The organism is Rhizobium sp. T1470, from assembly GCF_042140505.1.
In the GTDB taxonomy this organism is placed as follows: Bacteria; Pseudomonadota; Alphaproteobacteria; order Rhizobiales; family Rhizobiaceae; genus Rhizobium; species Rhizobium favelukesii.
This window is the reverse complement of the sequence record NZ_CP148091.1, coordinates 827,205-839,422: the sequence shown is the minus strand read 5'-3', so window position 1 is coordinate 839,422 and position 12,218 is coordinate 827,205. Positions and strand designations below refer to the sequence as shown.

The 12,218-nt window shown below is 59.4% G+C and carries 12 protein-coding genes, 1 tRNA gene, 1 pseudogene and 1 riboswitch; of the genes and pseudogenes, 5 read left to right on the top strand and 9 right to left on the bottom strand.

The window, feature by feature from the left end; genetic code table 11:
• Window positions 1-36: 36 nt before the first annotated feature.
• Complete coding sequence (locus WGT02_RS04205) at window positions 37-222, bottom strand: hypothetical protein (protein WP_208248950.1); 186 nt, start codon at window positions 220-222, stop codon at window positions 37-39.
• 308 nt (window positions 223-530) lie between these two features.
• Between WGT02_RS04205 and WGT02_RS04200 the strand changes: the two genes are divergently transcribed.
• Together WGT02_RS04200 and WGT02_RS04195 are read left to right on the top strand one after the other, a co-directional pair.
• Window positions 531-1,370 (top strand): glycosyltransferase family 2 protein, encoded by an 840-nt coding sequence (locus tag WGT02_RS04200; protein WP_225039560.1) that lies wholly within the window; start codon window positions 531-533, stop codon window positions 1,368-1,370.
• Window positions 1,371-1,388: 18 nt separating this feature from the next.
• A pseudogene (locus tag WGT02_RS04195) lies at window positions 1,389-2,407 on the top strand (glycosyltransferase family 2 protein).
• A 50-nt stretch (window positions 2,408-2,457) separates the two neighbouring features.
• Here the strand turns inward: WGT02_RS04195 and WGT02_RS04190 are convergent.
• From WGT02_RS04190 to WGT02_RS04180, 3 genes are all read right to left on the bottom strand, one after another.
• Complete coding sequence (locus tag WGT02_RS04190; RefSeq protein WP_024313142.1) at window positions 2,458-2,664, bottom strand: CsbD family protein; 207 nt, start codon at window positions 2,662-2,664, stop codon at window positions 2,458-2,460.
• 157 nt (window positions 2,665-2,821) lie between these two features.
• Window positions 2,822-2,895 (bottom strand) — tRNA-Gly (locus WGT02_RS04185).
• 484 nt (window positions 2,896-3,379) lie between these two features.
• On the bottom strand, window positions 3,380-4,474 hold the full coding sequence (locus WGT02_RS04180; RefSeq protein WP_024313151.1) for a 2'-deoxycytidine 5'-triphosphate deaminase: 1,095 nt from the start codon (window positions 4,472-4,474) through the stop codon (window positions 3,380-3,382).
• Between the two features lie 72 nt (window positions 4,475-4,546).
• Window positions 4,547-4,625, top strand: a riboswitch (SAM riboswitch).
• A 45-nt stretch (window positions 4,626-4,670) separates the two neighbouring features.
• On the opposite strand from WGT02_RS04180, the gene WGT02_RS04175 reads away from it, so the two are divergent.
• Both WGT02_RS04175 and apaG read left to right on the top strand, forming a co-directional pair.
• A complete protein-coding gene (locus tag WGT02_RS04175; protein ID WP_208248954.1) occupies window positions 4,671-5,855 on the top strand; it encodes an O-succinylhomoserine sulfhydrylase in 1,185 nt (394 codons plus the stop codon).
• A gap of 198 nt (window positions 5,856-6,053) precedes the next feature.
• Window positions 6,054-6,446 carry a Co2+/Mg2+ efflux protein ApaG gene (gene apaG / locus WGT02_RS04170; RefSeq protein ID WP_208248956.1) on the top strand — a complete coding sequence of 131 codons (393 nt, stop codon included), beginning with the start codon at window positions 6,054-6,056 and terminating at the stop codon, window positions 6,444-6,446.
• On the opposite strand, the gene WGT02_RS04165 is transcribed toward apaG, so the two are convergent.
• From WGT02_RS04165 to WGT02_RS04155, 3 genes are all read right to left on the bottom strand, one after another.
• Complete coding sequence (locus WGT02_RS04165; RefSeq protein WP_208248957.1) at window positions 6,447-7,442, bottom strand: Hsp33 family molecular chaperone; 996 nt, start codon at window positions 7,440-7,442, stop codon at window positions 6,447-6,449. It abuts the gene before it with no gap.
• A gap of 92 nt (window positions 7,443-7,534) precedes the next feature.
• On the bottom strand, window positions 7,535-8,452 hold the full coding sequence (argF, locus tag WGT02_RS04160) for an ornithine carbamoyltransferase (protein ID WP_208248958.1): 918 nt from the start codon (window positions 8,450-8,452) through the stop codon (window positions 7,535-7,537).
• Between the two features lie 42 nt (window positions 8,453-8,494).
• Window positions 8,495-9,691: an aspartate aminotransferase family protein gene (locus WGT02_RS04155; protein WP_208248960.1), complete on the bottom strand. Its 1,197-nt coding sequence runs from the start codon at window positions 9,689-9,691 to the stop codon at window positions 8,495-8,497.
• Between the two features lie 427 nt (window positions 9,692-10,118).
• On the opposite strand from WGT02_RS04155, the gene WGT02_RS04150 reads away from it, so the two are divergent.
• Window positions 10,119-10,652 (top strand): GcrA family cell cycle regulator, encoded by a 534-nt coding sequence (locus tag WGT02_RS04150; protein WP_024313157.1) that lies wholly within the window; start codon window positions 10,119-10,121, stop codon window positions 10,650-10,652.
• Window positions 10,653-10,744: 92 nt separating this feature from the next.
• On the opposite strand, the gene phoB is transcribed toward WGT02_RS04150, so the two are convergent.
• Window positions 10,745-11,428, bottom strand: a complete 684-nt coding sequence (phoB, locus tag WGT02_RS04145; RefSeq protein ID WP_007529789.1) for a phosphate regulon transcriptional regulator PhoB — start codon at window positions 11,426-11,428, stop codon at window positions 10,745-10,747.
• A gap of 36 nt (window positions 11,429-11,464) precedes the next feature.
• Window positions 11,465-12,178, bottom strand: coding sequence for a phosphate signaling complex protein PhoU (gene phoU / locus WGT02_RS04140; protein WP_007796220.1), 714 nt, complete (start codon window positions 12,176-12,178; stop codon window positions 11,465-11,467).
• Window positions 12,179-12,218: the final 40 nt, after the last annotated feature.

Sequence of the window (12,218 nt, the reverse complement as noted above, 5' to 3'; positions counted from 1 at the left end):
GCAAGCTCGCGCCGAGAGGCAACTCAAAAAGAGAACTCAGGCAAACCCGAGCGGAATCTGTTCTACCTTGCGGCCGCGACCATAATCGCGCTCATAGGAAGCACGATCGTCATCGCGCGCCGACGCAGGAGGCGCTTCCGGCGCATGGTAGCCATCCGCATAGGTGCCGGTATCGCCATTGTCCCGGATTTCGCGCTTTGCCGTGAAAATCTTCAAAAGCATGCTGCCACTCCTCCTGATCATGCCGACAACGACCAAGGGGTCGTCTGCGTTCCCGTGATATCGGAGAATAGTTAAAAATTAACTATGTTTATTAGAGGATTGTCAACTATCGAAATTTCCTGCGAGCCTACGTCTTAAGGGCATCCTTCGCGGTGTTTGCAAGGCGATCAAGGCAGGCTGGCTACGTGGTCGTTGCATTTCCGTGGCAAGGGGATAAATCAGCGGGGACCCAAAGCTGGGAAGCCGGTGCCGCGCGTGGATATCGGCCGCTTTTTTTCGATTAATGGTTCTGTCGTGGTGTCTTGCCGATGAATGCCAGAGTTGTGGTGATGTTTCCGGTCTACAACGGCGCAACGACCCTGCGAGAGAGCTTGCAGTCAATCGCCGGTCAGGACTTCGGCGATTTCCGCGCCATTATCCTCAATAACTGCTCAACAGATGAGACATTGCAGGTGGCGCAGCGCTTCTGCGAGGAAGATGCCCGCTTTTCCGTCATATCAAACGAAACCCATCTGAGTGCAGAAGCTAACTTCGCCAAGGCCATGAAGCTCGGCGCTGAGGCGGCAGGCTATTTTTGCCTTCGGGCAGCCGACGATCTTTCATCTCGAGATTTCTTGGGAAAGCTGGTCGAGGCGCTCGATGCCGACGACGCAAAGTTGCTCGCCGCCTGCTCGACAAAGAGCTTCAATGCCCAAGGCTTCAAGCTCAAGAATCCGGCAGCCAACATATTCAACTTTCAGGAGTCGTATGCAAAAGGTCGCGTACCACGCAATCTGACATTTCCGTCCGAGTGGATCTACGGCATGTTCAGATCGCGGTCAGTCGATATATTGATGGCGCGCTGGTACGAACTGGGCAATCCTTGGGGCTTCGCCTCTTATGTCCTCTCGGAATTTGTCGTTCGCGATCTGGTCGCCTATGTCCCCGGCCCCACCTTGGACTTCAGGGAAGGATCGGGTTCCGAGCAAAGGTATGGGGCGAAGGGGTTTCGTGATAAGCTCTCCCAACGACTGACATACACGCTTGGCTGCTACCGCCTGGTCGACAAACTGCCACCGACGGGTCTTTTGACGAAAGCGAAGTTTTTCAGGATGTGTTGGAACGATGCACGCCGGAAAACGCGCTATAAGCTGCTTTGGATATTCTAGGAGTCCTGTGTCCCGCTCATGAACTACCCATTTCCCTCCGGCGCGCCCGATCTTGCGCGCTCTTTCCTCGATCGTCTCCAGACGGGCTATGACACATTTCGGGTAACGCGCCGCGAGAGGCGCAATCGAGCCGATGTGACCATCCAGCCAGTTCGCGAGATCAAGCCCCTCACGTCAGCAGATGTGCCCCTTGTCTTTGTTACCCACAACGACGCTGTTCTTTTAAACGCATTCCTTCAACACTATCGCGAGCTGGGCGTGACGCGGTTCATCTGCGTTGACGACGTTTCGACTGACGGTACAAGGGAGGCTCTCTTAGATGAGCCGGACGTTGACGTTTGGACCTCGCCAGTAAGATTTGGCGAAGCACGGCGGGGACGAAATTGGAGGGAAAGCCTGTTCTCCAGGTATGGTCTCGATCGATGGTATCTGAATGTCGATTCCGATGAATTCCTCGTCTATGATGATTGCCTCAGCCAACCGTTGCCATCACTATCCGCACGCTTGAAGCTCAAAACCTCAAGCGAATGGCGGCGCCTATGCTGGATATGTATCCCAAGCTGAGCGAAGTCTGCGCGCGCCCATCTTCTGTCGACAAGCCGTGGCAGTTCTCGCGTTATTTTGATGGTGACAGCTATGCGTCAACAATCAAGAAGCGAGGCGTCAGTGTCAGGGGCGGGCCGCGGGGCAGAAAATTCGGAGAGGGCAACGAGCTTATCAAATACCCGTTGATCTACTGGGACAGAACATGCCTTTTCGGAAGCAGCCTCCACCAGCCGTTGCCTTATGGCCGCAATTTCCCGTCTGTCTGGGGCGCTATCCTGCACTTCAAATTCTTTACCAATTACAAGGCCAAGATAACCGAAGCAGCTGAGGGCAAGCAGCACTATAATTCTTCCGAGCACTACCAGAAGATGATGGATGTCCTTCATCGCGAAGGGGAAATCGACTTCAGCTACGGTCAGTCGATTCGCTATGACGGGCCGCAGCAACTGATCGATCGCGGCTTCATGACCAAGATCAACTTCCCATCGTGAAGCTGGCATGACGCGGAAAGCCCGGAGGGTTGGCTCCGGGCTCGTCATGGTCAATGCCAAGTCTGATTGCCGTACCAATCGTCGATGTCTCGCCGCGCGCGATCGCGGGCGATACCGTAGCGTTCCTGGATTTTGCCTTCCAACTGGTCGCGCTTGCCGGCAATCTGATCAAGGTCGTCATCAGTGAGTTTGCCCCACTGCTCCTTGATCTTGCCCTTCATCTGCTTCCAGTTTCCTTCGACGCGGTTCCAATCCATAACGTTTCTCCTTGCTTTGTTGGACTGGAGACTAAACGGCCGCGGCATAAGAGTGTTCCGCCGCTTCGCTCCGTCAGGTAGCGATCAGGATCTTTTTGCTTTCTGCGTTGTCGGCGATGCGCCCTGTGGCCTTCGCGGAGCGGGTGAAGCGCTTAAGTGGAGCGGGTGAAGGGAATCGAACCCTCGTATTCAGCTTGGGAAGCTGCTGCTCTGCCATTGAGCTACACCCGCACTAGAGCGAGACTTTCTACAGATGATGGCCGCTGTCAAGCGGTCAAACACCGACAACCGTAACAAGGCACTTCTGATATTGCAGCCACCGCGCGGTTTGGTAGGTGGGGTCACAACTGCGGATCAATACTTCCTTTTCATAGTAAAATACCTTTGGCGGCAAATAACCCGAACGTTATAAGCGCTCTCACGAACAAAACAAAAGCACGCGCGAACCGCCCTTCAATTCATCTGACTCATGACAATGTCAGGATTAAGCGTGTGTTCGCGCGCCCATCGGTCCTTGTCCCGATCTAGGACCCCACACCGTCACAGCACGAACACCACAAGGCTCAAGAAGATTCTACCGGCCGGACCTTATCACGCGCCGCTCCTTCAAATCGACGGCAGAAACATTGCCCCACCTCTGGCCGAATGATGGCGAACGGCGCCCTCTGGCGGCCGACGCGAAAGCGACAACCAGCGACCGAGCACACCAGGACGCTCAAATGCGGAAGTGCTTGGAAAGCTTCAGGCCCTGCGCCTGATAGTTCGAGCCGAGGCCGGAGCCGTAGAGGCTTTCCGGGTGCTCCCGCATATGTTCGTAGACGAGGCGGCCGACGATCTGGCCGTCTTCGAGGATGAAGGGAACCTCGTGGCTGCGGACCTCGAGCACGGCGCGGCTGCCGCGGCCGCCAGCGGGCGCGTGGCCGAAGCCTGGGTCGAAGAAGCCGGCATAGTGCACGCGGAATTCGCCGACCAGCGGATCGAAGGGGGTCATCTCGGCCGCGTAGTGCGGCGGCACATGGATGGCTTCGCGGGAGACGAGGATGTAGAACTCGTCAGGATCCAGGATCAGCTCGTTGCGGCCGCGACTATAGAGAGGCTCCCAGAAATCATAGATGTCGTGCTGCGCCTTCTTGTCGACATCGACGACGGCGGTGTGATGCTTGCCGCGGTAGCCGATCAGGCCGTCCTTGTCGCCCGCAAGATCGATCGACAGCGCAATACCGCCGCCCGAGACGTTCGGCTGCTTGCTGGCAACCAGCGTTTCGGCATCGTGCAGCGCCAGAAGTTCGGGCTCGCCGAGCAGAGAATGCCCGACACGGAAGCGGATCTGCGACAGGCGCGAGCCCCGGCGCACGACAATCGGGAAAGTGCGCGGGCTGATTTCGAGGTAGAGAGGGCCGGAATAGCCGGCCGGGATCTTATCGAACTCCTGCGCATAGTCGGTGATGACACGCGTGAAGATATCCAAACGCCCCGTCGAGCTCTTCGGGTTGGCCGAGGCCGACATATCGGTCGGCAGGTCGAGGCGCTCCATCAGCGGAACGATATAGACACAGCCTGTCTCCAGCACGGCACCTTCGGAGAGGTCGACGACGTGAAGGCTTAGGCGATCGAGCTTGTCGGACACGAGATGGGATGGGCCCGGCATGAAACTCGCGCGAACGCGGAACGCCTTGGCGCCAAGCCTGAGGTCGAGGCTTGCCGGCTGGATCTGGTCGTGATCTAAATCGCGCTCAGAGGTGAGACGCCCGGCCTCAAAGAGCGCGGCAATCGCACGATCTGCCAAAATTCCTGTTACGCGAGCCATCATGCCTCATCCATATTTGTCGCAGACAAAACCAAACTCAAGGAATTGACGCAAGCATAGAACGGCAGTATTGCAGCTTTATCCCGTGGTGATTTGGCCGGTCGGCTTGCAGCCACGTTAAACAAGTGGCTAAAAGGACCGGGTGCAAAACCGGTCTGCTTTCGCGGCCGGTTTTTTTGTTGTTTGAAAGTGGTGATTCATGAGCAAGACTTGGCGCCCGGCAACCCAACTCGTCCACGGCGGTTCGCTGCGCTCGCAATATGGCGAGACCTCCGAAGCAATCTACCTCACGCAGGGCTTCGTCTATGAAAGCGCGGAAGCGGCCGAAGCACGCTTCAAGGGCGAGACCGAAGGCTATATTTACGCTCGCTACGGCAGCCCGACCAACGACATGTTCGAGAAGCGCATGTGCGCGCTCGAAGGTGCCGAGGAGGCCCGTGCCACGGCCTCGGGCATGGCAGCCGTCACCGCGGCGATCCTCTGCCAGGTGCAGGCAGGCGACCACATCGTCGCAGCCCGCGCCCTCTTCGGCTCCTGCCGTTGGGTCGTCGAGACGCTTGCGCCGAAATACGGCATCGAATGCACGCTGGTCGATGGTCGCCATCTCGAGAACTGGGAAAAGGCGATCCGTCCGAACACGAAGGTGTTCTTCCTGGAAAGCCCGACGAACCCGACGCTGGAAGTGATCGACATCGCCGGTGTTGCCAGGCTCGCCAACCAGATCGGCGCCAAGGTCGTGGTCGATAACGTCTTTGCAACCCCGATCTTCCAGAAGCCACTCGAGCTCGGCGCGCATATCGTCGTCTACTCGGCCACCAAGCACATCGATGGTCAGGGCCGCAGCCTCGGCGGCGTGATCCTCTCCGACACGGAATGGGTCAACGAGAACCTGCAGGACTACTACCGCCACACCGGCCCGGCGATGTCGCCGTTCACGGCGTGGACGCTGCTGAAGGGCCTCGAGACACTGCCACTGCGCGTCAAGCAGCAGACCGAAAATGCGTCGAAGATCGCCGACTTCCTGGCTGATCAGCCGAAGGTCGCCAAGGTAATCTATCCCGGCCGCAAGGATCATCCGCAGGCCGACATCGTCGCCAAGCAGATGAAGGGCGGCTCAACGCTTGTTGCCATCGAATTGAAGGGTGGCAAGGACGCAGCCTTTGCGCTTCAAAACGCGCTTGATATCGTCAAGATCTCCAACAATCTGGGCGACGCCAAGAGCCTGATCACGCACCCGGCGACGACGACGCACAAGAACCTGACCGACGAGGCGCGCGCAGAGCTCGGCATCTCCGGCGGCACCGTTCGTCTCTCTGCGGGCATCGAGGACACGGACGATCTGATCGAGGATTTTGCCCAGGCGCTCGCCAAGGTGAACGCCTGATCAGCCCATATCGGCCGGATCACCTGCGATCCGGCCGACCGCCATGCGCTTCCGCCACACGCGAGGCGGGCTAAAATTAGGCTTAGCACGCGAAACCTCTTGCCATTGCAGGCATTCGGGACTTGATCGCCTATCGGTTTATTGACGGATGGGCCGCCGTATAAGATACCGGTAACGTATGTTGACTATGGTGTAGGCATGTACCGCGCCCTTACACGCGACATTGAAGTCGTCTTCGAACCCTTTTATCTGGAGGAGCAATCCGATCCGGAGGACGATCGTTATGTCTGGGGCTACAAGATCGTCATCAGCAACAATTCCGACACGACCGTGCGATTGGTGAACCGCTACTGGAACATCACAGACCAGAACGGGATCGTCGATGAGGTCACGGGCGCCGGCGTTGTCGGCGAACAGCCGCGGCTTGCTCCGGGCGATACCTATGAATATTCCTCGGGCTGCCCACTGGATACGCCATCAGGGCTGATGTTCGGCCACTACCAGATGGAAACGGATGAAGGCGAGCTTTTCGATGTCGAAATACCCGCCTTCTCGCTGGATTCGCCAGGGCTGCTCAGAGTCCTGAACTGATCACTCGGCAGCCTCAGCCACCTCTTCCACTTCGAAGCGGTAGGTTGTCGAGCAGAACTCGCAGGTGACCGAGATCGCGCCGTCTTCCTGGCTGTCATCGATTTCCTCGGCAGAGAAACCCTTCAGCACGCCCTTGATCTTTTCGCGCGAACAGCTGCAGCGATCGAAGACCTCGCGCGGTTCGTAGACGCGAACGCCGCGTTCGTGGAACAGGCGGTACAGCAGCCTCTCTGTGCCCACCTGCGGATCCGTCAACTCGTCGGCGTCGATCGTTTCAACGAGCGAGCGGGCTTCCATCCATGCATCGTCTTCCTTGTGGGAACCGCCGGCCGTGTCACCGTCGCCCCCATGAAGATCCGGCTGGCGCATGCGCTCCGGCGCTACCGGCAGGAACTGGGCCACGAGCCCCCCTGCCCGCCAACGGTGACGCGGCTTGCCCACGTCGTCGCGATCGAAGAGCTCGGCAGCGGCAAGACGCACTCGCGTCGGAATTTGCTCCGACTGGCGGAAATAGGCGCCGGCGATTTCCTCGAGGGTCGCTCCGTCGAGCGCAACGATGCCCTGATAGGGTTGGCTAAACTTCCCCTGATCGATCGTAAACGCCAGCATACCCTTGCCGAGCAGCTGTTCAGGCTCGATTTGCCCAGCGGCGATGGCCTTGTCGAGGAGGCCCTGGTCGAAGCGCGCATAAGCACGCACGTTTTCGGGCGTCGAGAAATCGCAAACAAGCAGGTCCACCGGGCCGTCGCCTTTGGTCTGCACCGTGAACTTGCCGTCAAATTTCAGCGACGTGCCGAGCAGCACCGTCAACACGACGACTTCGGCAAGAAGCCTCGCGACAGGCGCAGGATAGCGATGACGCTCGAGGATCGCGTCCAGCATCGGCCCGAGTTGGACGGCGCGACCGCGCACATCCAGCCCTTCAACCTGAAACGGAACGACGTGATCATCGCCGGCGAAATTGAATTCGCCGAGGGCGGCTGCAGGTTCTGCCATGGTCTTCTCCTAGTCTGAGAGCGGCAGACGAGAGTGTCCATCCGCTCGCGCGGCCAACGGGCCTTCCGGCCAAACGTGGCGTCAAGTATGGTTCAGATCGCGCCCAGGCACCAAGCAAGAATCGACTTCTGCGCATGAAGACGGTTTTCCGCTTCATCGAAGACGACGGATTGCGGGCCGTCGATCACCTCGTCCGTGACTTCCTCACCACGATGGGCGGGCAGGCAATGCATGAACAATGCATCCTTGTCGGCCTGTGCCATCAAAGCCGAATTGACCTGATAAGGCTGGAAGACGTTGTGACCCCGGGCCCGATGTTCCTGATTCATGGAGACCCAGGTATCGGTCACCACGCAATCGACGCCGGCGACCGCACGGTCGGCATCATGGCAGAGCATGATTTCGGCGCCCTCATTGCGGGCCCAGTTCAGATAGTGATCCTTCGGCTCGGAACCAAGGGGGACAGCCATATTCATACGATAGCCAAAACGGGCAGCCCCTTCGACCAGCGAATGCAGAACGTTGTTGCCGTCGCCGGTCCAGGCGATCGTCTTGCCCTTGATGGGGCCGCGATGCTCCTCGAAGGTCATGATATCGGCCATGATCTGGCAGGGATGGGTATCGTCCGTCAGCGCGTTGATGACGGGAACCGTGGCGTGCTCGGCCAGCTCCAGCATGCGGGCATGATCGGTGGTGCGGATCATGATCGCATCGACGTAACGTGAGAGCACCTTCGCCGTGTCGCCAATGGTCTCGGCGCGACCAAGCTGCATTTCGGTGCCCGAGAGGAAGAGCGTCTCGCCGCCCAGCTGGCGCATGCCGACGTCGAAGGAGACGCGGGTACGGGTCGAAGGCTTCTCGAAGATCATCGCGAGCATCTTGCCGGCGAGCGGCTTGTCGCCTTGCCCAGCCTTGAAGGCCTGCTTGCGGGACATGGCGTCATCCATGATGAGCCGCAGGTCTGATGCCGCAACGACGGAGAGATCGAGAAAGTGTTTGGTGGAAGCCATTGTCTTTACCTATCAGGCCCGCCTTGCGGCAGGCATTATCCATTAAGCCGTCTTCTTGACCTTCGAAGCGCGCACGCTTTCGGCGGCACGCTCAAGGCGGGCGAGGCCCTCACGAGCTTCGTCCGGTGTGACGACCAGAGGCGGCAGAAGACGGATGACGTTGTCGCCAGCGGGAACGCCGAGCAGATGAGCGTCACGGATTGCCTGCAGCAGCTCGGAAGACGGCACGGCTGCCTTGACGCCGAGCAGTAGTCCCTCGCCGCGAACGTCCTCGATGATATCAGGATAGCGATCCTTGAGCGAGGCGAGCCCTTGGCGGAAAACCAGCGAGACGTCGCGCACCTGCTGCAGGAAGCCGTCCGCGAGGATCACGTCGAGCACGGCACTGCCTACAGCCATGGCAAGCGGATTGCCGCCATAAGTGGAGCCATGCGTGCCGGCCTTCATGCCGGACGCTGCCTCTGCAGTCGCAAGGCAGGCGCCGAGCGGGAAGCCGCCACCGATGCCCTTGGCCACTGCCATGATGTCAGGGGTGGCGCCGGACCATTCATGTGCAAACAGCTTGCCCGTGCGGCCCATGCCGGTCTGCACTTCGTCGAAGACCAGCAGCAGACCGTGCTCGTCGCAGATCTCACGAAGTGCCTTCAGGAACTGGTTGGTCGCCGCACGGACGCCACCCTCCCCCTGGACAGGCTCGATGAGGATCGCGGCCGTCTCGTTTGTGATGGCGCTGCGGACGGCATCGAGATCGCCAAAAGGAACCTGATCGAAGCCGGGCGCCTTCGGACCGAAGCCTTCGAGGTACTTCTCCTGGCCACCCGCAGCGATCGTCGCCAGCGTGCGGCCATGGAAGGCACCTTCGAACGTGATGATATGAAACCGCTCGGGGTGGCCCTTCGAAAACTGATAGCGGCGCGCCGTCTTGATCGCGCATTCCAGGGCTTCCGCGCCGGAGTTCGTAAAGAACACCTTTTCGGCGAATGTAGCCTCGGTCAGCCGCTTCGCGAGCACTTCCTGACCCGGGATTTCGTAGATATTGGACAGGTGCCAGACCTTGTCGGCCTGCTCCTTCAGCGCACCCACCACATGCGGATGGCTGTGGCCGACGGAGGTAACGGCAACGCCTGCGCCGAAGTCAAGATATCGCTCGCCCGTTTCGGTGATCAGCCACACGCCTTCCCCTCGCTCGAACCGCAGCGGGGCACGAGAGTAGGTGTCGTAAAGCGCGGCTTCAGCCATGGCGCGATCTCCTGTCAATAACCATCAGCAGCCGGACGCCGGCTAAGGAATGCAGGTCCGGAAATTAAAAATGCCGCCTTTCGGCGGCGAGCAGCACTATTTACTTTTCGCACTGCAATGTCAACAAAACTGAGGTTTTGATGCATGCGTCAAGCGGCGATCGGGAGGCTCCGGATCTATCAACAATTAATGTTGCAGAAATGACTCTCGCGCCCAGCAAGTTGGGGAAAACCTGAGAATCGATTCGCCGAGATTCAACCGACTCTTGTCACGGAGTCAGCCTCACACTAGGTTAAAACTCAATTACTAGACTGCATGCGGCGGAACTAGTCACCAAAATCGAGCAAGCGTTTCTTGCTTCGGATACGTCCGGGGCAACGGTGAGGGATTCTGCCTACACCAACGCTAATAAGGCGGAGACAGGGGCATGAACTGGACAGACGAGCGCGTTGAAAAACTGAAGAAGCTTTGGTCAGAGGGCCTGAGCGCCAGCCAGATCGCAGCGCAACTTGGCGGTGTAAGCCGTAACGCCGTCATTGGCAAAGTTCACCGTTTGAGTTTGCCCGGTCGTGCCAAGGCCGGCGGCTCGACGACCACCGTCAGAACGCCCAAGCGCACCACATCGGCGCCGCGCGCACCGAACTACGCATCGCGGATCACCACGCGTACCGTCACCCGCCAGCAGGGTGCAACGATGCTCAAGGAAGAGATCGAGATCGACACGGTCGAGGAAGTCCGCTTCCGCCCGGCCGCAAATGTGGTCGTCCCGATTTCGCGTCGCCTCGGCCTGACGGAACTGACCGAGCGCACCTGCAAGTGGCCGGTCGGCGATCCGCTGAAGGACGACTTCCACTTCTGCGGCTGCGAGTCCCCGGATTCCTCCCCGTATTGCACGTACCATCAGCGCATGGCCTACCAGCCGGTCAATGAGCGCCGCAAGGCCGCTAACCGGGTCGCCTGATGCGCAAGCCGGATAAGGAATAAAGAAAACGGGCCCGCGCGGGCCCGTTTTTTTGTTTCCGAGATGAAAGCCGCTCGGTCCCCATCGAAGCCTTATGCTTCCATGGAATATCCGGCGCCGCGCACGGTGCGGATGACATCCTGCATGTTGGAGAAGTTCAGCGCCTTGCGCAGGCGACCGACATGGACGTCGACGGTGCGTTCGTCCACATAGATATCGTGACCCCAGACGCCGTCGAGGAGCTGTGAACGCGAGAAGACGCGTCCGGGGGACGCCATCAGGAACTCGAGGAGCCGGAACTCGGTTGGGCCGAGGCGGACTTCACGGCTCTTGCGATGAACGCGATGCGTCTCGCGGTCGAGCTCGATGTCGCCGCACTTCAGCAGCGTGGAGAGCACCTCCGGCTTGGCGCGACGAAGCATTGCCTTGACGCGCGCGACAAGCTCCGGCGTCGAAAACGGCTTGACGACGTAGTCGTCGGCGCCGGTGGAGAGACCGCGAACGCGTTCGCTTTCCTCGCCGCGAGCCGTCAGCATGATGATGGGAAGGCGCTCGGTTTCCGGTCGCATACGCAGACGCCGGCAGAGCTCGATGCCGGACACACCCGGCAGCATCCAATCCAGGATCAAAAGGTCTGGCGTGCGTTCCTGCAGCCGGATCTCGGCCTCGTCGCCGCGCAGGATGGTATCGACCTCAAAACCTTCAGCTTCAAGGTTATAGCGAAGAAGCACGCTCAGTGCTTCTTCGTCTTCAACGACAGCTACTTTAGGGATCATTCGTTTCGGTCTCCTGGGGGCGCGGTCGCAGAACGACTATTCCGTGACGGCGCCGACGGTGTTGGCGGTATCGTCCTTCGGACGTTCGCCTTCCGGCTGAGCACCGGTGGCCATGTAATAGATGGTCTCGGCAATGTTGGTGGCGTGGTCGCCGATGCGCTCGATGTTCTTGGCGCAGAACAGAAGATGCGTGCAGCTGGTGATGTTGCGCGGATCTTCCATCATGTAGGTGAGCATCTCGCGGAACAGCGAGGTGTACATCGCGTCGATTTCCTCGTCGCGCTCGCGGATCGACTTTGCCTTGTCGGCAGCACGGCTGGTATAGACGTCGAGGACTTCCTTGAGCTGGACGAGCGCCAGTTCGGAAAGGTGCTCGAGGCCGCGGGCGAGCTTGCGCGGCACGCCGGCACTCTGGACAGCAATGACGCGCTTGGCGGTGTTCTTGCCGAGATCGCCGACGCGCTCAAGATCGGCCGCGATGCGGATCGAACCCATGATCTCGCGGAGGTCGGCCGCCATCGGCTGGCGACGGGCGATCGTAACGATTGCCTTGTCACCGATCTCGCGTTCAGCGTGGTCGAGGATCACGTCGTCAGAAATGACCTTCTGGGCCAGGGCAGTATCGCCGTTTACAAGAGCGCGAACGGCATCCGAGACCATCTGCTCGGCCAGGCCGCCCATTTCCGAGATACGGCGGGACAGGAACTTCAAATCATCGTCGTAGGCAGAAAAGATATGTGTCGATGCCATAGGGATCATCCTTGAATATCGTGAGTGTTACCGACGCCGG

Coding starts and splice junctions, on each gene's coding strand:
- WGT02_RS04205 (WP_208248950.1), bottom strand. CDS start 222: ATGCTTTTGAAGATTTTCACGGCAAAGCGCGAAATCCGGGACAATGGC.
- WGT02_RS04200 (WP_225039560.1), top strand. CDS start 531: ATGAATGCCAGAGTTGTGGTGATGTTTCCGGTCTACAACGGCGCAACG.
- WGT02_RS04190 (WP_024313142.1), bottom strand. CDS start 2,664: ATGGATTGGAACCGCGTCGAAGGAAACTGGAAGCAGATGAAGGGCAAG.
- WGT02_RS04180 (WP_024313151.1), bottom strand. CDS start 4,474: ATGATGGCTCGCGTAACAGGAATTTTGGCAGATCGTGCGATTGCCGCG.
- WGT02_RS04175 (WP_208248954.1), top strand. CDS start 4,671: ATGAGCAAGACTTGGCGCCCGGCAACCCAACTCGTCCACGGCGGTTCG.
- apaG (WP_208248956.1), top strand. CDS start 6,054: ATGTACCGCGCCCTTACACGCGACATTGAAGTCGTCTTCGAACCCTTT.
- WGT02_RS04165 (WP_208248957.1), bottom strand. CDS start 7,442: ATGGCAGAACCTGCAGCCGCCCTCGGCGAATTCAATTTCGCCGGCGAT.
- argF (WP_208248958.1), bottom strand. CDS start 8,452: ATGGCTTCCACCAAACACTTTCTCGATCTCTCCGTCGTTGCGGCATCA.
- WGT02_RS04155 (WP_208248960.1), bottom strand. CDS start 9,691: ATGGCTGAAGCCGCGCTTTACGACACCTACTCTCGTGCCCCGCTGCGG.
- WGT02_RS04150 (WP_024313157.1), top strand. CDS start 10,119: ATGAACTGGACAGACGAGCGCGTTGAAAAACTGAAGAAGCTTTGGTCA.
- phoB (WP_007529789.1), bottom strand. CDS start 11,428: ATGATCCCTAAAGTAGCTGTCGTTGAAGACGAAGAAGCACTGAGCGTG.
- phoU (WP_007796220.1), bottom strand. CDS start 12,178: ATGGCATCGACACATATCTTTTCTGCCTACGACGATGATTTGAAGTTC.